General features: G+C 62.2%; 21 protein-coding genes. 16 read left to right on the forward strand and 5 right to left on the reverse strand.

All coding sequences use genetic code 11. From position 1 onward, the window contains the following. The first annotated feature begins 2 nt into the window (after positions 1-2). The 3 genes from alkB to BM416_RS01250 all read left to right on the forward strand — a co-directional run bounded on the left by alkB (position 3) and on the right by BM416_RS01250 (position 2966). The gene (gene alkB / locus BM416_RS01240) at positions 3-668 is read left to right on the forward strand and encodes a DNA oxidative demethylase AlkB (RefSeq protein WP_092484468.1); all 666 of its coding nucleotides are present in this window, start codon (positions 3-5) and stop codon (positions 666-668) included. Between the two features lie 75 nt (positions 669-743). Then, positions 744-1790, forward strand: coding sequence for a bifunctional DNA-binding transcriptional regulator/O6-methylguanine-DNA methyltransferase Ada (gene ada / locus BM416_RS01245; RefSeq protein ID WP_092484471.1), 1047 nt, complete (start codon positions 744-746; stop codon positions 1788-1790). 105 nt (positions 1791-1895) lie between these two features. Continuing rightward, a complete protein-coding gene (locus BM416_RS01250; protein ID WP_092484474.1) occupies positions 1896-2966 on the forward strand; it encodes an NAD(P)H-dependent flavin oxidoreductase in 1071 nt (356 codons plus the stop codon). On the opposite strand, the gene BM416_RS01255 is transcribed toward BM416_RS01250, so the two are convergent. Continuing rightward, positions 2963-6712, reverse strand: coding sequence for a hypothetical protein (locus tag BM416_RS01255; RefSeq protein ID WP_092484476.1), 3750 nt, complete (start codon positions 6710-6712; stop codon positions 2963-2965). The two genes, BM416_RS01250 and BM416_RS01255, sit on opposite strands and share 4 nt — an antisense overlap. 231 nt (positions 6713-6943) lie before the next feature. Here BM416_RS01255 and modA point away from each other — a divergent pair, with 231 nt between their 5' ends. The 6 genes from modA to BM416_RS01285 all read left to right on the forward strand — a co-directional run bounded on the left by modA (position 6944) and on the right by BM416_RS01285 (position 13132). Further along, positions 6944-7717 (forward strand): molybdate ABC transporter substrate-binding protein, encoded by a 774-nt coding sequence (gene modA / locus BM416_RS01260; protein ID WP_092484479.1) that lies wholly within the window; start codon positions 6944-6946, stop codon positions 7715-7717. Further along, a complete protein-coding gene (modB, locus tag BM416_RS01265) occupies positions 7718-8398 on the forward strand; it encodes a molybdate ABC transporter permease subunit (RefSeq protein WP_065941573.1) in 681 nt (226 codons plus the stop codon). It abuts the gene before it with no gap. Between the two features lie 5 nt (positions 8399-8403). After that, complete coding sequence (modC, locus tag BM416_RS01270) at positions 8404-9483, forward strand: molybdenum ABC transporter ATP-binding protein (protein WP_092485554.1); 1080 nt, start codon at positions 8404-8406, stop codon at positions 9481-9483. 78 nt (positions 9484-9561) lie between these two features. Next, positions 9562-10611, forward strand: a complete 1050-nt coding sequence (locus tag BM416_RS01275) for a DNA topoisomerase IB (RefSeq protein WP_092484482.1) — start codon at positions 9562-9564, stop codon at positions 10609-10611. 124 nt (positions 10612-10735) lie between these two features. Then, positions 10736-12358, forward strand: a complete 1623-nt coding sequence (locus tag BM416_RS01280) for an ABC-F family ATP-binding cassette domain-containing protein (RefSeq protein WP_092484485.1) — start codon at positions 10736-10738, stop codon at positions 12356-12358. 69 nt (positions 12359-12427) lie between these two features. After that, positions 12428-13132 carry a YoaK family protein gene (locus tag BM416_RS01285; RefSeq protein ID WP_027606603.1) on the forward strand — a complete coding sequence of 235 codons (705 nt, stop codon included), beginning with the start codon at positions 12428-12430 and terminating at the stop codon, positions 13130-13132. A 144-nt stretch (positions 13133-13276) separates the two neighbouring features. Here BM416_RS01285 and BM416_RS01290 read toward each other — a convergent pair whose 3' ends face one another. The 4 genes from BM416_RS01290 to BM416_RS01305 all read right to left on the reverse strand — a co-directional run bounded on the left by BM416_RS01290 (position 13277) and on the right by BM416_RS01305 (position 15091). Further along, complete coding sequence (locus BM416_RS01290; protein ID WP_027606604.1) at positions 13277-13630, reverse strand: hypothetical protein; 354 nt, start codon at positions 13628-13630, stop codon at positions 13277-13279. Positions 13631-13800: 170 nt separating this feature from the next. Further along, entirely contained in the window at positions 13801-14112 is a 312-nt protein-coding gene (locus tag BM416_RS01295; RefSeq protein ID WP_092484488.1) for an AzlD domain-containing protein, read from the reverse strand. Beyond that, positions 14109-14804: an AzlC family ABC transporter permease gene (locus BM416_RS01300; protein WP_092484491.1), complete on the reverse strand. Its 696-nt coding sequence runs from the start codon at positions 14802-14804 to the stop codon at positions 14109-14111. Before BM416_RS01300 ends, BM416_RS01295 begins: the two co-directional genes overlap by 4 nt. 71 nt (positions 14805-14875) lie before the next feature. After that, positions 14876-15091: a hypothetical protein gene (locus BM416_RS01305; protein ID WP_025856028.1), complete on the reverse strand. Its 216-nt coding sequence runs from the start codon at positions 15089-15091 to the stop codon at positions 14876-14878. A gap of 176 nt (positions 15092-15267) precedes the next feature. Here BM416_RS01305 and BM416_RS01310 point away from each other — a divergent pair, with 176 nt between their 5' ends. The 7 genes from BM416_RS01310 (at position 15268) to BM416_RS01340 (ending at position 22816) form a co-directional block, all read left to right on the forward strand. Next, entirely contained in the window at positions 15268-15624 is a 357-nt protein-coding gene (locus tag BM416_RS01310) for a metalloregulator ArsR/SmtB family transcription factor (RefSeq protein ID WP_092484494.1), read from the forward strand. Positions 15625-15643: 19 nt separating this feature from the next. Continuing rightward, on the forward strand, positions 15644-16927 hold the full coding sequence (locus tag BM416_RS01315; RefSeq protein WP_065941578.1) for an arsenic transporter: 1284 nt from the start codon (positions 15644-15646) through the stop codon (positions 16925-16927). A gap of 13 nt (positions 16928-16940) precedes the next feature. Further along, entirely contained in the window at positions 16941-17426 is a 486-nt protein-coding gene (locus BM416_RS01320; protein ID WP_092484497.1) for an arsenate reductase ArsC, read from the forward strand. Between the two features lie 84 nt (positions 17427-17510). Further along, entirely contained in the window at positions 17511-18122 is a 612-nt protein-coding gene (locus tag BM416_RS01325) for a LysE family transporter (protein WP_092484499.1), read from the forward strand. Positions 18123-18847: 725 nt separating this feature from the next. Beyond that, positions 18848-21562 (forward strand): magnesium-translocating P-type ATPase, encoded by a 2715-nt coding sequence (gene mgtA, locus BM416_RS01330; RefSeq protein ID WP_092484502.1) that lies wholly within the window; start codon positions 18848-18850, stop codon positions 21560-21562. 65 nt (positions 21563-21627) lie between these two features. After that, the gene (locus BM416_RS01335) at positions 21628-21975 is read left to right on the forward strand and encodes a DUF2493 domain-containing protein (RefSeq protein ID WP_065927468.1); all 348 of its coding nucleotides are present in this window, start codon (positions 21628-21630) and stop codon (positions 21973-21975) included. 19 nt (positions 21976-21994) lie between these two features. Continuing rightward, entirely contained in the window at positions 21995-22816 is an 822-nt protein-coding gene (locus BM416_RS01340) for a hypothetical protein (RefSeq protein WP_092484505.1), read from the forward strand. Positions 22817-22898 lie beyond the last annotated feature (82 nt).

The following is a 22898-nucleotide window of genomic DNA, read 5'->3' on the forward strand; positions in this document are numbered from 1 at the left end:
CAATGCCCGGCCCCACTGATGACCTGTTCGCCGATGACGCCCTGCAACAACCCGCAGCGCGTGAGCAGATCGGCGAACAGTCCTACGTGCTAAGGGGCTATGCCCTGCCCTGGATTGAACGCCTTCTGCCAGAACTGCGCCGTGTGCTGGCGCAATCGCCGTTTCGGCAAATGGTTACGCCCGGTGGCTTTACCATGTCGGCCGCCTTGAGCAGTTGCGGCGCGCTGGGCTGGACCAGCGACACCAGCGGTTACCGCTACACGCCCCTGGACCCTCGCACCCGGCAACCCTGGCCAGCGCTGCCGGACACCTTGCGCCGACTGGCCATAGAAGCCGCGGCAGACGCCGGGTTTGTCGACTTTGCCCCCGACGCCTGCCTGATCAATCGTTATGTGCCGGGCGCGAAAATGTCCTTGCACCAGGACAAGAATGAACGTCGCTACAGCGAGCCCGTCGTGTCGATATCCCTTGGACTGCCGGCAGTTTTCCTGTTCGGTGGCCACGCCCGCAGTGACAAGACCCGCAAGGTCTCGCTGTTCCATGGTGATGTGGTGGTCTGGGGAGGGGTCGATCGGCTGCGTTTTCATGGGGTGATGCCGATCAAGGAAGGCGTGCACCCGATCATGGGCCCGCAACGTATCAACCTCACTTTTCGCACCGCCGGCTGATTTGACCGCAAGCTTCGGAGTGCCAGGCCACTGCAGCACGGCTAATCTGGCCAGGATCCGTCAAGAGTGCCAACCATGACTACCGAACAAGATCCGCGCTGGGCTGCAATTCTTGCCCGCGATCCGAAAGCCGATGGGCTGTTCGTCTACGGCGTGAAAACCACCGGTGTGTATTGCCGCCCGAGCAGCGCCTCGCGATTGCCCCGTCCGGAAAATATCGAGTTTTTCGACACCCCGGCACAGGCCGAGGCTGCCGGTTATCGCGCCAGCAAACGCGCAGCCGGTGACCAGACACAACTGGCTGCGCAGCATGCGCAATTGGTGGCGGACGCGTGCCGGCAGATCGAACACGCCGACACCGCGCCCAGCCTCAGCACGCTGGCGAGCCGGGCCGGCCTGAGCCCGTTCCATTTCCACCGGGTGTTCAAAGGCGTGACCGGCCTGACGCCCAAGGGTTACGCCAGCGCCCATCGCTCACGCAAGGTCCGCGAGGGGCTCAAGGGCCCGCACTCGGTAACCGACGCGTTGTATGAAGCCGGCTTCAACTCCAACAGCCGCTTTTATGAGTCGGCCAACCAACGGCTCGGCATGACGCCCAGCGACTACAAGGCCGGCGGCACCAACAACGATATTCTGTTCGCCGTCGGGCAATGCTCGCTGGGGGCAATCCTGGTGGCGCAGAGCGCCCGTGGCGTGTGTGCGATTCTGCTCGGGGATGACCCGGACAAACTGGTGCGCGACCTGCAGGATCAATTCCCCAGGGCCAACCTGGTGGGCGCGGACCGCCGTTTCGAACAATTGATTGCGCACGTGGTGGGCTTTATCGAGGCGCCGGCCCTGGGCCTGGACTTGCCACTGGACTTGCGTGGCACCGCGTTCCAGGAGCGGGTGTGGCAGGCCTTGCGCGAGATTCCGGTGGGCAGCACGGCCAGCTATGGGCAGATCGCCCAACGCATCGGCGCGCCCAAGGCCTTTCGCGCAGTGGCCCAGGCGTGCGGGGCGAACAGCCTGGCGGTGGCGATTCCCTGTCATCGGGTGGTGCGCAGCAATGGCGATCTATCCGGCTATCGCTGGGGGGTTGAACGCAAGCGGCAGCTGCTGGAGCGTGAAAGAGACCACTGACGCGCACGAAAAACGTCCCTCGTCCAGTGAATAAAACAGACTGGCCGGGTGCCAAGGGCCCTGTTAAAACAGCGACAAGCCTCACTGATACTGGAGACACGTCCCATGAGCACCTGGCCAGACACCCGTATTCTCGACCTGCTGGGCATCGACGTGCCCATCATCCAGGCACCGATGGCCGGTGCGACCAGCGCCGCCATGGTGATTGCCGCCAACCAGGCCGGCGCGCTGGGTTCGATCCCTGCTGCGATGCTGAGCATCGAGCAACTGCACGAAACCCTGGCCACCGTGCGCCATGCCAGCAGCGGGCCTATCAACGTCAATTTCTTCTGCCATCAGCCGCCTGAGCCCGATGAGGAACGCAATCGCCACTGGAAGGCCTTGCTGGAACCCTACTACCGTGAGCTGGGCGCCGATTTTGATGCGCCGACACCGGTCTCCAATCGCGCCCCGTTCAACGCAGCCAGTTGCGAAGTGGTGGAGCAACACCGCCCCGAGGTCGTGAGCTTTCATTTCGGCCTGCCGGAAAAAACCCTGCTGGAACGTGTCAAGGCGACCGGGGCCAAGGTGCTGTCCTCGGCCACCACAGTCGAGGAAGCGATCTGGTTGGAGCGGCACGGTTGCGACGCGATTATCGCTATGGGGTATGAGGCCGGCGGGCACCGGGGAATGTTCCTGGCTTCGGATCTGAGCAGCCAGATCGGCACGCTGGCCCTGGTCCCGCAAGTGGTGGACGCAGTGCGCGTCCCGGTAATCGCCGCCGGCGGAATCGGCGATGCGCGCGGTATTGTCGCGGCCTTCGCCCTCGGGGCCTCGGCGGTGCAGATCGGCACCGCGTATCTGTTCACCCCGGAGGCGACGCTCAGCCGGGCCCACCATCTGGCCTTGCTGACGGCCCAGGCCAGTGGCACAGCGTTGACCAATCTGTTCACCGGGCGCCCTGCCCGTGGCCTCTTGAATCGCCTGATGCGTGAGCTGGGCCCCGTGAACCCGGCGGCGCCGGCCTTTCCTCTGGCAGGCGGCGCGCTGATGCCATTGAAGGCCAAGGATGAAGCCGGTTTTGGCAGTCAGTGGGCCGGGCAGGCCGTCGGGCTCAAGCACGCACTGTCGACGCGCGAACTGACCACGTTGCTGGCCGCGCAAGCCCTCAAGACGCTCACCCGCACACCGGACTAGAGCGGCACAGGTTCCGCAGGTCGTAGCCCGCTCAGGCGGTTTTCGTGGGCCTGGGTCAGTACCATGAAGCGCTTTTGCCGCAGGGCGTGGATACCGTAGATGATGCGGGCGAAGTGCTCGTTACTGTTCTCATAGGGTTGGCAGGTCATGATCAGGGCGAAGAAGCAATCGGACTGCCGATGGCTGGCCATGGCGTTGATCAACTTCAATCCGATAGTAAACAGCGCCTGGCCGGTGCTCATGGAGAGTCGTTCGTAGCTGGCCCCCAGTACGTGGTGTATCTGCACTTCGCGATGGGCGGCCAGCGTCTGGTGCAGGTAGTCGAGTTGCGCCCTTGTACAGAGGTCCGCACGGGCGCGATCCCCCGTGACATAGCGTTCGATTTCGCTGCGCAGCAAACTGCGCCAGTCGTCGTCTTCCTGGCCGGCCCGCAGTGCGATCCAGTCGACGCAATCGACCAGGGCGTTCTCCGCCGTGGCAATCGGGCTGGCGAGGCCCGATTGCAACTGGTCCAGGTGAGCCAATGCTCCGCGCACCAACTCCGCCTCTTCTGCGATAACGCTGTCCATCAGCTCCACATACTCTTCCAGCGACTCGTGACGCCAACTCCGGAAAGCCCCCAGCAGTTGCGCCCTGAGGTTGCCAACCACAGGCACTCCAACGGTACGGCGCAACATATCCTCGGATTCATCGATCAAGCCTCGCAGGTTACTGACCTGCAGCAACAGGCCGGCGTGATCGAACGGCTGCGGCGTATTTTGCAGCGCCGTCGTCAGCTGCGACGCGCCCCCTGGCAGCTCCCGGGAAAGCACATCCCATAACCTGGGCAGTTGCCGTTGGATGGCGGTGATAAATCGCTGCGGACACGCGAGGACCGAATAGCTGCCGGTATTGAAGAAACGCCCCCAACTCACTCCCAGCCGGAACACCGTGTTGAGCTCATGGCTGGCCTCGATGACATTGGCATAGAGCTTGTAGACCACCAATTTGCCGCTCGACGCCGGTGCTTGCTGCACGCGCTGCTCCCAGCCGGCGATGGAATCAAAATAGGCCAGTTGCTGCGCCGAAGGGTCCAGGCGCCCCAACCCCGTGTCCAGCACCGCCGCATCACTTTCATTACGAACCGACAGGGCAAAATGGCACTGCGGACGCGGGTCGTCCGGTTCGGCGAACAGCAAGACGCCGATAGCCTGGACGTCCCAGGACTTGCTCGACAGGTAGTCCGCACAGCGCTTGGACTCAGCGAAGCCGCCTGTAGTCGAGGCCTCGGAGTCGCCCGCCAATTCGGCCAGCTTATTGGCGTCGCGATAAAGCTTTTCCAGACGACCGCGCATGCCCAGCAGGTCCGCTGATGTGGGCAGGAACAACGTGGAGGCGCTCGCCTGCTCCAGGGAAACAGGGGTGTCCGGGCGCTCACGGGACCTCAAGGCCGGCAACAGCAACTTCCCGGTCTGTGCCGACCGTTTCAACAGCGTGCGCAGTTGTCCCCTGGCCAGGGTAACGTCGGCGACCAGCTCCACCACGCCCAGCAATACGCCCAACTTGCACTCATACACATAAGCGGCGTAATTCTCGGGTCGGTCCATGCTGCGGGCCAGTTGGTAGGAGAAGCTTGCGTCTGCGACATTGGCGATCAGGCCGACACCGCCGGACAACAGTAACGCCCCGACGCCCGATGCGGGACCGACCGCCGCTATCACCAGGCTGGACACCGCGCGGGTGGCGACCTTGAACAGGCCCCATTTCGCCAGGCGCCGTTCTTCATCGGAGGAAAATACCGCGTAATTCATCATGTGCTTGAGTTCGCTGATACCGATCTCATACAGCGCATCGTTGATGTTCGTCACCTCCCGGAAAGACACCGGCTGCGGCGGTACGCGGCGGTAGTGGTAGCCGTAGCGCTTTTTCTGCGGATAGAAATCCGAGCGCTCCACGCTGAGTTTTTCCGGCAACGGCAGGTGGTGCGTGATAAACCGCATCAAGTCGTCACTGGGTTGCCCCGCCACGCCGCTGGGCTGCCACACCGCCCAAGTGAGCTCTGCCATGTTCAGTGAGATGAGCAGCGCCTTCTCTGAACTGAGCTTGAGCACCAACGCATTGGGCACCACTTTTTCCCGGAACAGCAGCAGGCGCGGCTTGACTTCACCTTTTAGAAAGCGGTGGGCGAGTTCACGCAGGGACACATCCTGCTCAGCATCATCGACCAGAAACTGTGCGGCACGGACCTTGGCCAAAGCCTCGCAGGTTTCACCAAACAGTTGTTTGTAGTCTGCGTTGCGCGCCAGTTCGTCGATGTCGGCGACAAAGGTTTCATACAGAATGTCGCGCAAGCGGCCCAGGGCACGCACTTCCACGCTCGACAGCGGTGCACCGCTGACATGTATGTTGGCGATAGTTTCCTGGAAATACGCCGTGCGCTGCGGCTCGCCCGTCAGCACCTGCAGGAACGAAAAGTGCTTGTAGCGCGGTGGCGCATAGGCGGTCATGCCCGCCGAATAGACCGGGTAGCCCACCTGGTATTTATAGCGAAACCGTTTTTCGTCCCTGAACCGATCCTGGGTACGTTGCGGCAGCCCGGACTTGTTCAGGCAGCGCTCGATAAGATTCTGGATGTAGTCCTTGGAGAGTTCGGCGTTCCATACACTGCTCAGCAGGTTGTCCCATTTTTGCCAGGCCTTGGGGGGCGCAACCGGCTGTGTCGACGTCGGCACGCCCTTCAGCCACTGCGCCAGGTCCTGGGGCAACACCTGTATCGAAAAAGACGCCTGGGAGGCGTCACTGCGCACGAACCAGAAATTTTCCTGGTCACGATGCGCCCGGATCACGCCCTCTTCATCCATCACCCCGCAGTTAACCCAAGGGCAATGGTGATTCAAATAAACGGCGAGATAATATTGCCAGCGCCCTGCCGCTCGATATTCCTGCCCAACGCTGATCGAATATTCCAGCGCCGGCGCACCACCAGGAAGATTGCCGAGGGTCACCTTGAGCAATTGATCGGGCTCTATGTGAGTGTCTGGCAACTGCACGTCTTTGAGTGTCCACCGCGGAAGGATACTCAAGATCGCAACCCCCACAGGCTCTTCAAAGGGTTTGAGCCACAGCCTGTTCTGGCTCGTATCGGCTGAATATTCGAAGCGGTTGCCCGACTGCGCACCAATACGCATCCCCGGCCACTCCAGGCTGATCGCCTTAGGCCATTGGTTGGCTCCCAGGGAGATGAGAGGAAGGTCAAACCAGATTTCCGCCATCATCTCTGCGTGGGTGTTCCACACCGATAGCACCACCACCTCGGTCTTGAGTACCGCCTGGTACGGCATCATCAACTCATGCTGCACCCAAAAGCCCGCGTGGATCTGCCCACTGATGCGGATGCGACCGAGGAAAAATCGAGTGAAATTCAGCTCCCGTGCCACCTCACCGTAGAAATACGGCATCAGGACTTTGGTTTGTACGCTGTCCGTGCTTTGCTGCTTGCCGGCATATACCTTCCAGGGAAACCGATCGTTGAGGATATGCCACAGCGGCACCGACTCGGTCTCGACGAGGATCGGCTGTCGCTGGCTGTCATCGGTATCGAATACCGAGAATTCGACGGGGATCAGGGAGTCCGCCCGGATCAGTGCCTTGGCCTGCGGCTCCAGCGTGGATTGAGCCAATACACGCTCTATCCATGTCTGCGTGTAAGCCTTACTGCTCTCGGTGTTTGTCGCGCCCACGTCGATGTAAGCGTATTCCTTGCCCATGATTTGCTTCCGTTTCAGGTCAATACGCCTACCACTATCGCGTTGCGGCCAGCGTCTGGCTGTCAGTCAGGGGGGCGTCAACGGGAGGAAATCTCGACCGCGAGCGGGCATCGATTCCTAAGATGGATTTCGCTTGCCATTTTTACGCTATATACCTATACATACAGCGCCTGGCAGCGCCCGTCCCTATAATCGGCACCAGGTTCTGCACCTTCTCAAACGGAGCCGTTCATGACTTTCAATACCCCTCGCTTTGTACCCACGTGCCTGGCGGCATTGGTCACGTTGCTCGCGACCGCAGCGGCTCACGCCGATGAAGTCCAGGTGGCCGTCGCGGCCAACTTCACCGCACCGATCCAGGCGATTGCCGCCGGCTTCGAAAAAGACACCGGCCACAAGCTGATCGCGGCCTACGGCGCCACCGGGCAGTTCTACACCCAGATCAAGAACGGCGCGCCGTTCGAAGTGTTCCTGAGTGCCGACGACACCACCCCGCAAAAACTCGAAAGCGAAGGCGACACGGTCAAAGGCTCGCGCTTCACCTACGCCGTGGGCACCCTGGCGCTGTGGTCGGCCAAGGAAGGTTATGTGGACGCCAAGGGCGACGTGTTGAAGAAGAATGACTTCAAGCACCTGTCCATCGCCAACCCGAAAGCCGCGCCTTACGGCCTCGCCGCCACCCAGGTATTGGCCAAGGAAGGGTTGACCGGGCAGGTCAAGGACAAGCTCGTCGAAGGCCAGAACATCACCCAGGCCTTCCAGTTTGTCTCCACCGGCAACGCCGAGTTGGGTTTCGTCGCCTTGTCGCAGATTTATAAAGACGGCAAAGTCACCAGCGGTTCGGCGTGGATCGTCCCGGCGGCCCTGCACGACCCGATCAAACAAGACGCGGTGATCCTCAACAAAGGCAAGGACAGCGCCGCTGCCAAGGCTCTGGTCGAGTACCTCAAGGGGCCGAAAGCCGCTGCCGTCATCAAGTCCTACGGTTATGAACTGAGCAAGTAAATGCCCCTGTCGAGTGCCGATTTTTCCGCAATCTGGTTGACCCTCAAACTGGCGTCACTGACCACCGTGATCCTGCTGGTCATCGGCACTCCGATTGCCCTGTGGCTGTCGCGCACCCGTTCATGGTGGCGCGGCCCCATTGGCGCGGTGGTGGCGTTGCCATTGGTGCTGCCCCCCACCGTCATCGGTTTCTACCTGCTGTTGACCATGGGCCCCCACGGCTACTTCGGCCAGTTCACCCAATGGCTGGGCCTGGGCACCCTCACCTTCAGCTTCGCCGGGCTGGTGATCGGTTCGGTGATCTATTCCATGCCATTCGTGGTGCAGCCGTTGCAGAACGCCTTTTCCGCCATCGGCACGCGCCCATTGGAGGTGGCCGCGACCCTGCGCGCCAATCCGTGGGATACCTTCTTCACGGTGATCCTGCCCCTGGCGCGCCCGGGGTTTATCACCGCGTCCATCCTGGGATTTGCCCACACCGTCGGTGAGTTCGGCGTGGTGCTGATGATCGGCGGCAATATCCCGGACAAGACCCGCGTGGTCTCGGTGCAGATCTACGATCATGTCGAAGCCATGGAGTATGCCCAGGCCCATTGGCTGGCGGGCTCCATGGTGGTGTTCGCGTTCCTCGTATTGCTGGCGCTCTACTCCAGCCGTAAAACCAGGATGGGTTGGAGCTGATGTCGATGATCAATATACGCCTGAGCTTGAAGTACACAGGCTTTGCCCTGGACGTTGACCTGCATTTGCCAGGCCGAGGGGTGACTGCGCTGTACGGGCACTCGGGCTCCGGCAAGACCACCTGCCTGCGCTGCATTGCCGGGCTGGAACGGGCCGAGGATGGGTTTATCCAGATCAACGATGAAGTCTGGCAAGACAGCCGCAACGGCCTGTTCGTGCCCCCGCACAAGCGCGCGCTCGGCTACGTGTTCCAGGAGCCCAGCCTGTTCCCCCATCTGTCGGTGCGGGCCAACCTGGAGTTCGGCCTCAAGCGCATCCCGCGCTCGCAACGCCGGGTGGATATGCTCCAGGCCACGGAGTTGCTGGGGATCGGCCATCTGCTGGAGCGTCACCCCCAACACTTGTCCGGCGGTGAACGCCAGCGCATCGGTATCGCCCGCGCCCTGCTCACCAGCCCAAGACTCCTGTTGATGGATGAGCCCCTGGCCGCCCTCGACAGCAAGCGCAAAGGCGAAATCCTGCCTTACCTGGAACGCCTGCACGACGAACTGGACATCCCCGTGCTGTACGTCAGCCATGCCCAGGATGAGGTGGCGCGCCTGGCCGATCACATCGTGTTGCTCAGCGACGGCAAGGCCCTGGCCAGTGGTCCCATCGGCGAAACCCTGGCGCGTCTCGACCTGCCCCTGGCGTTGGGGGACGACGCGGGCGTGGTGATCAACGGCAGCGTCAGCGCCTACGACGATCACTACCGTCTGCTCACGCTGCAACTGCCCGACAGTGCCCAGCACCTGCGCGTGGCCCATGCACCGCTGGCGTTGGGCAAGGCGTTGCGCGTCAAGGTACAGGCGCGCGACGTCAGCCTCAGCCTGCAGGCCGGAGAGCACAGCAGCATCCTCAACCGCCTGCCGGTGACGGTTACCCAGGAGATCGCAGCGGATAACAGCGCCCATGTGCTGGTGCGCCTGGACGCGGATGGCACGCCGTTGCTGGCGCGGATCACGCGGTTCTCCCGCGACCAGTTGCAATTGCACCCCGGCCAGGCGCTGTGGGCGCAGATCAAGGCGGTGGCCGTGCTGGCATAAGAAACCTTTTGGCACGACCGCACACGGCTGCGGTCAATCAGGAATACCGGCCTGATCCGTTGCCAAGGAACCCGCACCATGCCCGACTCCGCGCTGCCCGCCGACCTGCCCCGCGACCTGCATTACGTTGATGACACCCAGCCCGGCATCCGCCGCAAGCGAGTGCGCGGCAAGTTCCAGTACTTCGACGCCAAGGGCGAGCGCATCCGGGATGCCGATGAGATCAAGCGCCTGAACGCCCTCGCCATCCCTCCTGCGTATACCGATGTGTGGATCTGCGCCGACCCGCACGGCCATCTGCAAGCCACCGGCCGCGATGCCCGTGGACGCAAGCAATACCGCTATCACCCGCGCTGGCGTGAGGTGCGTGACAGCGACAAGTATGCGCGGCTGCAGGAGTTCGGCAACGCCCTGCCGAAACTGCGCAAACAGCTCGAAGCGCAAATCGCCGAACCCGGCTTCACGCGCGAAAAAGTCCTGGCCACGGTGGTGATGCTGCTGGACGCCACGCTGATCCGCGTCGGCAATACCCAATATGCGCGAGACAACAAATCCTACGGGCTGACCACCCTGCGCAACCGCCATGTGGATGTCAAAGGCAGCGAGATCCAGTTCCAGTTTCGCGGCAAGAGTGGCGTGGAGCACCAGGTCAGTGTCAAGGACCGGCGCCTGGCCACGGTGGTCAAGCGCTGCCTGGAGTTACCGGGGCAGAACCTGTTCCAGTACCTGGATGAAGACGGCGAGCGGCACACCGTCAGCTCCCATGACGTCAACGCCTACTTGCACGACCTTACCGGTGCCGACTTCACCGCCAAGGATTACCGCACCTGGGCCGGCACCGCCATGGCGCTGGCGGTGCTGCGGGAGTTGGAATGGCAACCGGAATCCGACGCCAAGCGACATGTGGTGGCGATGGTCAAGGATGTCGCCAGGCAACTGGGCAACACGCCTGCGGTGTGCCGCAAGTGTTATATCCACCCGGCCGTACTGGAGCATTTCAGCCTGGGGGAATTGTCCAGGTTGCCCAAGCCGCGGGTGCGCAAAGGCCTGAAGGCCGAGGAAGTCGCCTTGGCGATGTTCCTTGAACAACTGGCCGCCGACTTGCCCGGCAATGCCAAGGCGGGTTAGGCTCTGGCCCCCTTCTGACTTCCGGGACGACCGCCGACGTGAATCACTAAGCCTTCCAGAATGTACCTGCAACGAGCCGCCTGGCGCGCTTGTTGGCCTGTCCGACATTTTTTTGGAGGTGCTGATGACTGACGTCAACCGGCTGCCCGTATTGGTTTCCCTGCAACACCTGTGCTTCCAGTTCGCCGATGGCGAGACATTGCTGGACGACCTGAACCTGTCCATCGACCACACGCCCACCGGGATTGTGGGACGCAATGGACGGGGCAAAAGTATCCTCGCCCAATTGATCGCCGGCGTGTTGTCCCCCTCCTCCGGCTCGCTCAAGCGCTCGGCCAGTGTGGCCTATGTCCCCCAGGACATGGCGGTTGCCGCGGGAGACACCCTCGCTGACCTGACGGGCACCACGCCCGTGCTGGCGGCACTGGCACGCATGGCGGCAGGGACGGCGCAGGTCGATGACCTTGCGTTGATCGACAATCGCTGGGACCTTGCCGAACGCTTGCGCGCCGCACTCGATGCAGCAGGCCTTGCGCAGTTGGGTGTCGATACGCCGGCCGATCAGCTCAGTGGAGGGCAACTGGCGCGGCTCAGGCTGATCGGCGCCGTGCTGGCCGCACCGCAACTGCTGGTGCTCGATGAACCCACCAACCACCTCGACAGCGCCGGCCGCCGGTGGCTGCTGCATCTGTTGCAGGAATGGCGCGGCGGCCTGGTGGTGGTGAGCCACGACCGGCAAATACTCAACACCCTCGGGCGCATCATTGAACTGTCCCCCCTCGGCCCTCACGTCTACGGCGGCAACTATGATGCCTATCGCCTGCAGCGCGACACCGAACAGCACGCCGCCGTCGCGGCCCTGGAGCACGCACGCCTTGAGCGCAACCGCGAACGCCGGCGCGTGCAGAAAGACCATGACAGCCTGCAACGCCAGGCGGCGCGCTCCCGCAAGCACGCCGAGACGGCCAATGTGGATCGGTTTACCAAGGCGCGCTGGAAAAGCGCCGCCACCGAAGTCGTCGGCACCGTGCGCAGTGCCCATCACGCGTACAAACACGCGCTGGATGAGCAGGTGCGCCAAGCCTACGAGCGCGTGGTGGATGAAACGCCGACCCTGTTGGCCTTGCCGGGTTCGATCGTGCCCAATGGCCGTCAGGTCGTGGCCTTGACGGAGGTCCGGTTGCCCTGGCTGGAGCATCCCGCCCTCACACTCAACTTCACAGGGCCGGTGCGCGTAGCCGTGCAGGGACCGAACGGTTGCGGCAAATCCACCCTGCTCAAGGTACTGGCCGGCCAATTGCAGCCCGCCAGCGGTGAGTGCTCGGTGCCGGTGCCCTGCGCGTATATCGACCAGCACCAGGCGCTGCTGGATGACCGACGCTCCCTCGTCGAACAGCTCAACCTGCTCGACACACCGCTGCCCGAAGCCGAACTGCGTACGCGCCTGGCCTTGCTGCAACTGGATGCCCGGCGGGTCACCCAACCGACCGCGCACCTCAGCGGCGGCGAGCGGTTGAAAGCCGCGATGGCGATTGCCCTGTGGGGTGAAACACCCGCGCAACTGCTGTTGCTTGATGAGCCCACCAACCACCTGGACCTGGAATCGGTGATCGCCTTTGAACAGGCGCTGCAGGGTTTCAGCGGGGCGATGATGGTTGTATCCCATGATGAGGCGTTCATCCAGGCGTTCGGGCCAACCCACCGTTTGCTCTGGCAACCTGAGGGTTGGCGCCTGGAGTGTGTCTGAGGTCATTGCGCGCGCAATCAAAGCGTCCTAGGGTAGTGGCCAGATAATCTCACCGAGGAACCCGGCCCTATGCTGCCTTCGCCCAACAAGCCTTATGCCAATGCCGCACTGGCCCATCAAAAGCGCTGGCGCGGCCGCGTCGGCCTGATGCTGGTGGCCAGCCTTTCGGTATTGGCGGGCATGACTGACGCCATCGGCTTCATGGCCAGCGGCGACTTTGTTTCGTTCATGAGCGGCAACACCACGCGCCTGGCAGTGGCCATCAGTGTGGGAGATCTCGGCTTGACCGCACGCCTGCTGTTGCTGGTCGCCACATTCGTCGCCGGTAACGCCTTGGGCGTAGTGGTCGGCCGTCTCAGCCGGCGCCATGCCCTGCCCCTGTTGCTGTGTATCGCCACCTTGCTCTGCGGCGCAGCCTTGCTGCCCTTCGCCGACACCTTGCCGGCGCTGCTGGCGGCGATCATTGCGATGGGCATGCTCAACGCAGCCGTGGAAGAGGTCAACGGCTTGCCGGTGGGGCTGACCTACGTGACCGGCGCACTGTCACGCTTTGGGCGCGGGCTGGGGCGCTGGATGCTGGGGGAGCGCCGTAACGGCTGGCGGGTACAACTGATTCCGTGGGCGGGGATGTTTGTCGGCGCGGTGATTGGCGCGCTGCTGGAGCAGCACATGGGGCTGAGGGCGCTGGTGGTCAGCGGTGTATTGGCGGGCGTGTTGGGACTGGTGTCGCTGAAGATTCCCCGGCGCTGGCATTTGGGTTTTATGCCGCGATAAGGACTAAAGGTGCCCGCCCGACGGTAAGGCCTCGACGTCCGTGTACTGGTAAAGAGCCATTATGTCGGGCGGGCGGATTGAATCATAAGCGAATGTCCGGCGGCTGTCCCGCCGGGCGTTTCCTGAAATGACTAAGGCAACAGATTACAGACAGGTCGCGAGTGCGGCCAAGCGACGCTTGGCCGGCATCGTATCTTCAACGGCGTAGTACTTGACGGACGAACCGGCACCGGCGCTTTGCACGTCGACGAAGTAATCGCCACCGGTGGTATAGACGGTGAAACCACCGGCCCCGTTCGGCTCTTTGAAGCCACCGGCGTCGACACCAAACACACTTTCATCCTGCCAGCCGAACTGGATGCACTCGGCAACCACCAGCGTGGCCTTGTCCGATGCCATGGCCTTGTAGGGAGCCCCCAGGCGCGCCTCGTTCATCTTCGAACCCGCGCAACCGGCCAGTGCCGTCAATACCAATGCGCCCATTACCACCTTGTGCATGCCCTTGCCTCGTTGGAAAAAACGCGACTGTACCATTGCCGCAAGGCTGACTGACGCCCCCATGAATTTTGTTTCACTGTGGAGGGAGAATATGCCGCCTATAGTGGCCTGGCTCATTTTTAGAAGTGTCCTTCTGCCCGCCCTCCCGCGGGCTTTTTTTCGCCTGCGCTTCAGAGCCACCAGCGAAACAGGTAGAACAACGCCATGCTCAGCAGCACGGTCATCAATACGTTACGCGTCCAGAACATCAGCGCCACGGCGCAGATGCCGGCCAGCAGGTAAGGATTGGCCGGGCTCAGGTTGAGCTGGTGATCAGCCAGGAAAATAATCGGCCCACAAATCGCCGTGAGCATGCCCGGCACCGCAAACCCGAGAAACTCCCGCGCCCCCCGGTTGAGGCGCACCGGCAGGCGCGGCTCGATAAACAAGTAGCGGTTGAAAAAAACCACCAGGCCCATGGCCACAATCATCAGGTAAATCATCGCTGCCCAACCCCCAGGCGTTTGCAGAAAAACCCTGCGCTCATGCCGAGCACACCCGACACCACCACCGCCGACTCCCAGTGCAGGAAGCTCAACCATACGGAAAACAACAACGACACCGCCACGCAGACCACCGTCGGCACATCACGCACCACCGGGGTGATCAGCGCGATAAAGGTGGCGGCGATGGAGAACTCCAGGCCCAACTGATCGAGGCCGGGGATGCTTTTGCCCAGCACAATACCGGCCAGGGTGAACAGGTTCCAGGCGATATAAAACGTCAGGCCAACGCCCAGGGCGTACCAGCGATTGAAGGTTTCACGGTCATAGTGGCTGACCAGCGCAAAGAACTCATCGGTCAGCAGAAAGCCCAGGCTCATGCGCCAGCGCGTCTTGAGCGGCGACAGAATCGGGCGCAGGTGCATGCCATACAGCAGGTGCTGGGAGGTCAGCAGCAAGGTGGTCAACACGATAGAAATCAGGCTCGCACCGCTCTTGACCATACCAATGGCGACCAACTGCGCAGCGCCGGCAAATACAATGGCGGACAAGCCCTGGGCTTGCAGTGGCGTGAATTGCGCATCGATGGCCATGGAACCGGCCAGCAGCCCCCAAGGTGCACAGGCCAGGGACAGGGGAATGACGGCGATTGCACCGCGAGCGAAAGCGTAATGAGGTAAGGCAGCAGGCATGGAAACGGCTCATCGACAGACAGTCCACAAGCATGCCAGCGTAGGATGGGGCTTGTCTTGAACGATCTTGCTCAGGCGAGCCTGACCGACACCTGCTCCACCGAGTCCCGCGCTTCACGCAGTTCGTGAGCGTCCTGGTTGAGCCGGTGAATGGTGTTGAGCAAGCGCTGGCGCAGCACTTCATCGCCGAGCTTTTCAACGGCACGCATCAGGTCGAATGCCGCGGTTTCGTTATTTTCCGCGACGGAATCCAGGGTTTTGCGCAGGTTGCGAGTAGCACGGGTCACGCGGGTCTTCCTTCATCAGCAATGGGGAGGCACTTTAGGACATTCGTGTTTCATTTTAATTTCAATCACTTGTGGCAGTTTTCCCGAGGTTTGATCCATATCAATTGAAACAGGATTTGACCGAAACATATGGACATACGTATATTCGAATTTCCATATGTATGTAGGCAATGGTCATGTCGGATCCTCTTACACCGCCCACCCTGTTCAAATGCCTGGCCGACGCCACTCGCGCACGCCTGACGCTATTGATTCAGCGTGAAGGCGAACTTTGCGTGTGCGAACTGATCCATGCCTTGGACGACAGCCAGCCCAAAATCTCCCGTCACCTGGCGCAACTGCGCAGTTGCGGTGTGCTGCTGGATCGTCGCCAGGGCCAATGGATCTACTACCGCGTCAACCCGGCACTGCCCGATTGGGTGACCCAGGTGCTGGACATCACCCTGCAAGCCAACCAGCCATGGCTGCACAACGACACACAGCGTCTGGATGCCATGGGCGACAGACCACAACGAGACAGCACCTGCTGCTGAGCCACCGGAGCGTTAATTCATGCTTGTCGCAGTCGCCATTTTTATTTTCACCATCGTCCTGGTCATCTGGCAGCCCAAGGGTCTCGGAGTGGGCTGGAGCGCCACGATGGGCGCGATCCTGGCCCTGGCCTGTGGCGTGATCAGCCTGGCGGATATCCCGGCGGTCTGGCACATCATCTGGAATGCCACCGGGACGTTTGTCGCACTGATCATCATCAGCCTGCTGCTGGACGAAGCCGGGTTCTTTGCCTGGACGGCACTGCATGTGGCGCGCTGGGGGCGCGGGCGTGGCCGGCGCTTGTTTGCCTATATGGTGCTGCTCGGCGCCCTGGTGTCGGCGCTGTTTGCCAACGACGGCGCGGCGCTGATCCTCACCCCCATCGTGATGTCAATGCTGCTGGCACTGCGCTTTTCGCCGGCGGCGACCTTGGCGTTTGTGATGGGCGCGGGGTTTATCGCCGACACGGCGAGCCTGCCGCTGGTGGTGTCGAACCTGGTGAACATCGTCTCGGCGGACTATTTCAAGATCGGCTTCAACGAATATGCCGCGGTCATGGTGCCGGTCAACGTCGTCAGTGTCGCCGCCACCCTGGCGGTACTGCTGTGGTTCTTCCGCCGCGATATTCCGCAGACCTACGACCCTGCCGACCTGGCAGACCCCGCCAGCGCGATCCACGACCGCGCCACCTTCCGCGCCGGTTGGTGGGTGCTCGGCATCCTGCTGATCGGCTGCTTTGCCCTGGAACCCCTGGGCATTCCCATCAGCGCGATTTCCGCGGTGTGCGCCGTGCTCCTGCTGGTGATCGCCGCCAAGGGCCACAAGATCTCCACGCGCAAGGTGCTGAAGGAAGCCCCGTGGCAGATCGTGGTGTTTTCCCTGGGGATGTACCTGGTGGTCTACGGCTTGCGTAACGCCGGCCTCACCACCTACCTGGCGACCTGGCTCGATACCTTTGCCACTTACGGCGTATGGGGCGCAGCCATGGGCACCGGCGTGCTGACGGCCTTGTTGTCCTCGGCGATGAACAACCTGCCGACGGTATTGATCGGTGCGCTGTCCATCGAATCCAGCCATGCCGTGGGCGTGGTCAAGGACGCGATGATCTACGCCAACGTGATCGGCAGCGACCTGGGCCCGAAAATCACCCCCATCGGCAGCCTGGCCACCCTGCTGTGGCTGCATATCCTGGCGCGCAAGGGCATCACCATCACCTGGGGCTACTACTTCAAGGTCGGGATTGTGCTGACCTTGCCGGTGCTGCTGATCACCCTCGCCGCCCTCGCGTTACGCCTGAGCATCTAACGGAGAAACCGCAATGAAAGTCCTGTTCATGTGCACCGCCAACAGCTGTCGCAGCATCTTGTCCGAGGCGATGTTCAACCACCTGGCCCCGCAGGGTTTTACCGCGGTCAGCTCCGGCAGTTTCCCCAAGGGCCAGGTCCTGCCGCGCAGCCTGAGCACGTTGCAGGCAGCGGGTATCCGCACCGAAGGCTTGTACAGCAAGGGCAATGATGCGTTTGAAGGCAGCCCGCCGGATGTGGTCATCACCGTCTGCGACAAGGCGGCGGGCGAAGCCTGCCCGGTGTATTTGGGGCCGGCGGTGAAGGCGCATTGGGGCTTGGCAGATCCCTCGGACGTTCAAGGTGACCAGGCCAGCATCCAGGCGGCATTCGATGCCACGCTGGAGACCATCGCCAGCCGTTGCCGGGCGTTTTTCGCCCTGCCCTTTGCCCGCCTCAGCCCTGGCGAGTTGAAGGTCGAACTCGAGCGCATAGCGCTGCTGGAAATGACCACCTCCTGACGGCTGGATGAATCCCCCGTGGTGATATGGATTCCCATCCCTCTGCCAGCGTATGCTCTCGCACTTTCCTGAAAGGACGCGGGCATGCTGACGATCTTTTTTTACGCACTGGTATTCGGTTTTGTGTTTTGCCTCTCCCCCGGCGCGGTGTTGGCGGAGACCCTGCGCCGAGGCTTGCTCCACGGTTTCACACCCGCCTTGCTGGTGCAGTTTGGCTCGCTGGTAGGCGATGCCGTGTGGGCGGTGATCGGCCTCACCGGCATCGCACTGTTGATCCAGCATGACGCCGTGCGCGTGCCGCTGACGATTATCTGCGCGCTGTACCTGGCGTGGCTGGGCGTACGCAGCCTGATCGACGCCTGGCACTTGCCCGAAGCCGATGATGCGCCGGCCAGTACCCGGCAAAACGCGCTGGCCGTGGGCGCGGCGATTTCCCTGGCCAACCCGAAAAACATCGTCTACTGGGGGGCGCTGGGCAGCGCGCTGTCAGGCATCGTCGGCGCCACGCCCAGCCATGGGCAGACGCTGATGTTTTTCGCCGGCTTCATGCTGGCTTCGGTGCTGTCATGTTTTCTGATCGCCGCACTGGTGAACCTGCTGCGCAAGAATGCATCGCCCACGTGGCAACGCATCAGTTATGGCGCCTGCGGTTTGGTATTGATCTATTTGGCCGTTCTCGCCGCACAGGGTGTATGAAGTTATATATCGAGCAACTTTCGAGAGCCTCTTGTCTGAATGAACTCTGAACGCCGGGCTATTTAATTAATCATGCGTTGACATTTTGTAACTGCCTGAGTAGATTGCCCCTGCCCGCAACTGGGGCCTTTTTTAACCCTCACAAAAGAAGCCAATGGACACAGTATCCAGTCGCTGTCCGAGCACCGCCCTGGCGGGCATCGGGCGCCCAATCCAGAACATGACAGGACTCGCCTCCCCGGTCCGGTAAGCTGCGCTGGAGCTTGATGCTCCGCCGTAACTGCCTCGCCGGTCGCCCGTCCGGTCCCGAGGTGTGTTATGACCTTCCCAACCCTTGCTTTGCCCGATGTATCCACACTGGCCGCAGCCTTGCGAGCCAGGCGTTGCCATGCCCGCGTGGTTTTTCTGCCACGACGCACGCCCTGCGTTGCCCCCTCCCCCAAAGACCCGCAGAGACCGCCGCTTTTCAGCCTGGGATAGTGCTGAGCGCCCGCGCCGTTCAATCCCGCTGAAACAATAACTTCCTGATCAAGTCCCTGGAGTTCTTTATGAAACTTTCCAGTTGTAGTTCGCTGCGCGCCTTATAACTAACGCGCCAGTAGAAGTTATCCAAGCACCTTATTTAAACCGATCGCGAAGTCAGCGACTCGGCATGCTTTCGCTCGCCTGTATTCAGGTAAGTACCGGGTATGTTTTGTCGAGAATTGGCGACAGGAGCACAGACAATGAGCGCCGTAAAAAACACGCCACTGCAGAAGAAAACCGGCACCGCCAGCGACACCAGACTGTCGATGCGTGCCGCCCGCGAAGCCCACAACGGCCTGTCGGCCACCCTGGCCAACGTACGCGCCACCCAGGATGGCCTGACCGAACTGGACGCCACTGCCCGCCTGCAACGGGAAGGCCACAACGAAGTGGCCCATGACAAACCGCCTCACGCCATCGTGCAATTCCTGCAGGCCCTGAACAACCCGTTCATCTACGTGTTGCTGACCCTGGGCGGCATCAGCTTTTTCACCGACTGCTGGCTGCCGATGCGGGACGGTGAAGAAGCCGACCCCACCAAGGTCGTCATCATCATGACCATGGTCCTGCTCAGCAGCCTGCTGCGCTTCTGGCAGGAGCACCGTTCGGCCAAGTCCGCCGAAGCCTTGAAAGCCATGGTCCGCACCACTGCCACGGTGCTGCGCCGTGAGCAAGTGGGCTGCCAGCCCACCCTGCGCGAAGTGCCGATGCGCGAGTTGGTGGCCGGCGATATCGTGCAGTTGTCGGCCGGTGACATGATCCCTGCCGACATCCGCCTGATCGAGTCCCGCGACCTGTTTATCAGCCAGGCGGTGCTCACCGGCGAAGCCTTGCCGGTGGAGAAGTACGACACCCTCGGCGACGTCACGCAAAAATCCGCCGGGCCGATCGCCGCCGACCAGGGCAACCTGCTGGACCTGCCGAACATCTGCTTCATGGGCACCAATGTGGTCAGCGGCCGCGCCAAAGCCGTGGTGGTGGCGACCGGGCCGCGCACCTACTTTGGCTCCCTGGCCAAGGCGATTGTCGGTTCCCGGGTACAGACCGCATTCGATCGCGGGGTGAACAGCGTCAGCTGGCTGCTGATCCGCTTCATGCTGGTGATGGTGCCGATCGTGTTCTTCCTCAACGGCTTCTCCAAGGGCGACTGGGGCGATGCGTTCCTGTTCGCCCTGGCGGTCGCCGTGGGCCTCACCCCGGAAATGCTGCCGATGATCGTCAGCGCCAACCTGGCCAAGGGCGCCACGGCGATGGCCAAGCGCAAAGTAGTGGTCAAGCGCCTCAACGCGATCCAGAACTTCGGCTCGATGGACGTGCTGTGCACCGACAAGACCGGTACCCTGACCCAGGACAAGATCATCCTCGAGCATCACGTCAACGCCTTCGGCCAGCGCGATGATGCGGTGCTGTCCCTGGCCTGGCTCAACAGCTACCACCAGAGCGGCATGAAAAACCTGATGGACCAGGCCGTGGTGCAGTTCTCGGAGCAGAACCCGAGGTTCCAGCTGCCGTTTGCCTACAGCAAGGTCGATGAATTGCCCTTCGACTTTGTGCGCCGTCGCCTGTCCATCGTGGTCAAGGACGCTGCCCACGACCATCTGCTGGTGTGCAAAGGCGCCGTCGAGGAGATGCTGGACATTGCCACTCACGTGATGGAGGCCGGCAGTGCCGTGCCTCTGGATGAGCGCCGCCGCGAGGAGTTGCTGGCGATCGCCAATGACTACAACGAAGACGGCTTCCGCGTGCTGGTGGTGGCCACGCGCAACATTCCCAAGGCCCTGGCCCGCCAGCAGTACACCACCGCCGATGAGCGCAACCTGGTGATCCAGGGCTTCCTGACCTTCCTCGACCCGCCCAAGGAAACCGCAGGCCCGGCGATTGCAGCCCTGCAGCAGATCGGCGTGGCGGTCAAAGTCCTTACCGGCGACAACGCCGTGGTCACCAGCAAGATCTGCCGCCAGGTCGGCCTCGAGCCAGGCCGGCCGCTGCTGGGGGTGGAGATCGAGCTTATGGACGACGCCACCCTGGCGCGCCATGTGGAGGAGCGCACGGTATTTGCCAAGCTCACGCCGCTGCAGAAATCCCGGGTGCTCAAGGCCCTGCAAGCCAACGGCCACACCGTCGGCTTCCTCGGTGACGGCATCAACGACGCACCGGCATTGCGGGATGCCGACGTGGGTATCTCGGTGGACAGCGGCACGGACATCGCCAAGGAATCGGCCGACATCATCCTGCTCGAAAAGAGCCTGATGGTGCTGGAAGAAGGCGTGCTCAAAGGCCGCGAAACCTTCGGCAATATCATGAAGTACCTGAACATGACCGCCAGTTCCAACTTCGGCAACGTGTTTTCGGTGCTGGTGGCCAGTGCATTCATCCCATTCCTGCCGATGCTCTCGATCCATCTGCTGCTGCAGAACCTGATGTACGACATCTCCCAACTGGCCCTGCCGTGGGACAAGATGGACAAGGAGTACCTGGCCAAACCGCGCAAGTGGGACGCCAGGAACATCGGTCGCTTCATGATCTGGATCGGGCCGACCTCGTCGATCTTCGACATCACCACCTTTGCCCTGATGTGGTACGTGTTCGCCGCCAACAGCGTGGAAATGCAGACCCTGTTCCAGTCCGGCTGGTTTATCGAGGGCCTGCTTTCGCAAACCCTGGTGGTGCATATGCTGCGCACCCGCAAGATTCCGTTCTTCCAGAGCACGGCCGCATGGCCGGTGCTGATGATGACCGGCGTGGTGATTGCGCTGGGCATCTACGTACCGTTCTCGCCCCTGGGCACCCTGGTGGGCCTGCAACCGCTGCCGCTGGCGTACTTCCCGTGGCTGGTCGGCACGCTGCTCAGCTATTGCTGCGTGGCCCAACTGATGAAAACCCTCTACATCCGCCGCTTCAAGCAGTGGTACTGAGTTCCCCCGCCGTTTAAACGGTGGCGGTCGCCCGGCCGCCACCGTGCATTACAAGGAATAGGATCATGCGCGTCTTGATCTGTGCCGGTCGTCATTACGCCGACTGCAAAAAGTCCCGCCAAGTGCTGGACGCTTACCACCGCCTGCGCCCGGTGCAGGTGCTGATTCACGGCGGCAACCAGTTCCTCGGCAGCGCCATCGAGGACTGGGCGCGGGAACTCGGCATCGACGTGGTGCGCTACCCGCCCAACTGGCAACGCCACGGCAAGCAGGCGGAGCGCCAACGCAACCATTTCATGCTGACCGACAGCCGCGCGGATGTGGTCATCGCGCTGCCGGGTGGTGACGACACGTCGGAGCTGGTCTGCCAGGCCAGGGCCAGCGGCATTTCGGTGCTGACCGTAGAGAACTGACATTCAAGCGAGGTGCATCATGCACAACAAACACACCCCGAAGCGCCCGGACGGGTTTGCCAAATACCGTGCGCGGCACTATCGCGGCGCGCGCCAGACCCTGCTGCTGTTGCCGCCGGCAAAACAGCGGGCGCTGCGGCGCAACCTGCTGTTTATCGGTATCACCCTGGGTTCGATCCTGTTAATCGCCCTAGTGTCCAAGGCCCATGCCGCCGGTGGCGCCTATGTGGTCGATGACGGCGCAATCAACGCACCGGGTGTCTGCAATCTCGACGCCTGGTACAGCGCCGACCGGCACGCCGGCAACACGCACACGGCAACGCTGTCTCCCGCGTGCACGTTCAGCGCACTGCCTTCGGTGCAGTGGGGCGCGGCGCTGTCACGGGCCGGCGGCGCAGGCCGGGGCGAGACCCAGGTGAGTCCGCAACTCAAGGCACAGGTGCTGTCACGGCAAGGCCTGGGGCTGGAAATGGCGATCTCCGCCGGGGCGCATCTTGCCCTTGATCGACGACACGGGTTCGACGGCGCCGACTTCACCCTCCCCTTGACCTGGCAACCGCTGGCGCCCCTGCGCTTGAACCTGAATGCCGGCTGGGCCCATGCCTACAACGACGGCGAGCAAACCCAGCGCCTGACCTGGGGCACCGGCGTCGAGTATCAACTGATGGATGCCCTCACGTTGATCGCTGAACGTTACGGCCAGGAAGGCGGTGACCAGGCCTGGCAAGCAGGGCCGCGCCTGCACTTCGGGGAGTTTGTCGACGTCGACCTGGTGCTCGGGCGCGACCTGGGCGGTGAACGCAATCAATGGCTGACCACCGGTACGACGCTCAGGTTTTAGACCTGGCCTGCTGCTCCCGGTGCAGTTGCCGTGGCGGGTCGTCCAGGTAATTACCTTATGATGGCGGCACCATTGCCAACGA

The sequence above is a fragment of the Pseudomonas sp. NFACC42-2 genome, assembly GCF_900116055.1.
GTDB lineage: Bacteria > Pseudomonadota > Gammaproteobacteria > Pseudomonadales > Pseudomonadaceae > Aquipseudomonas > Aquipseudomonas marginalis.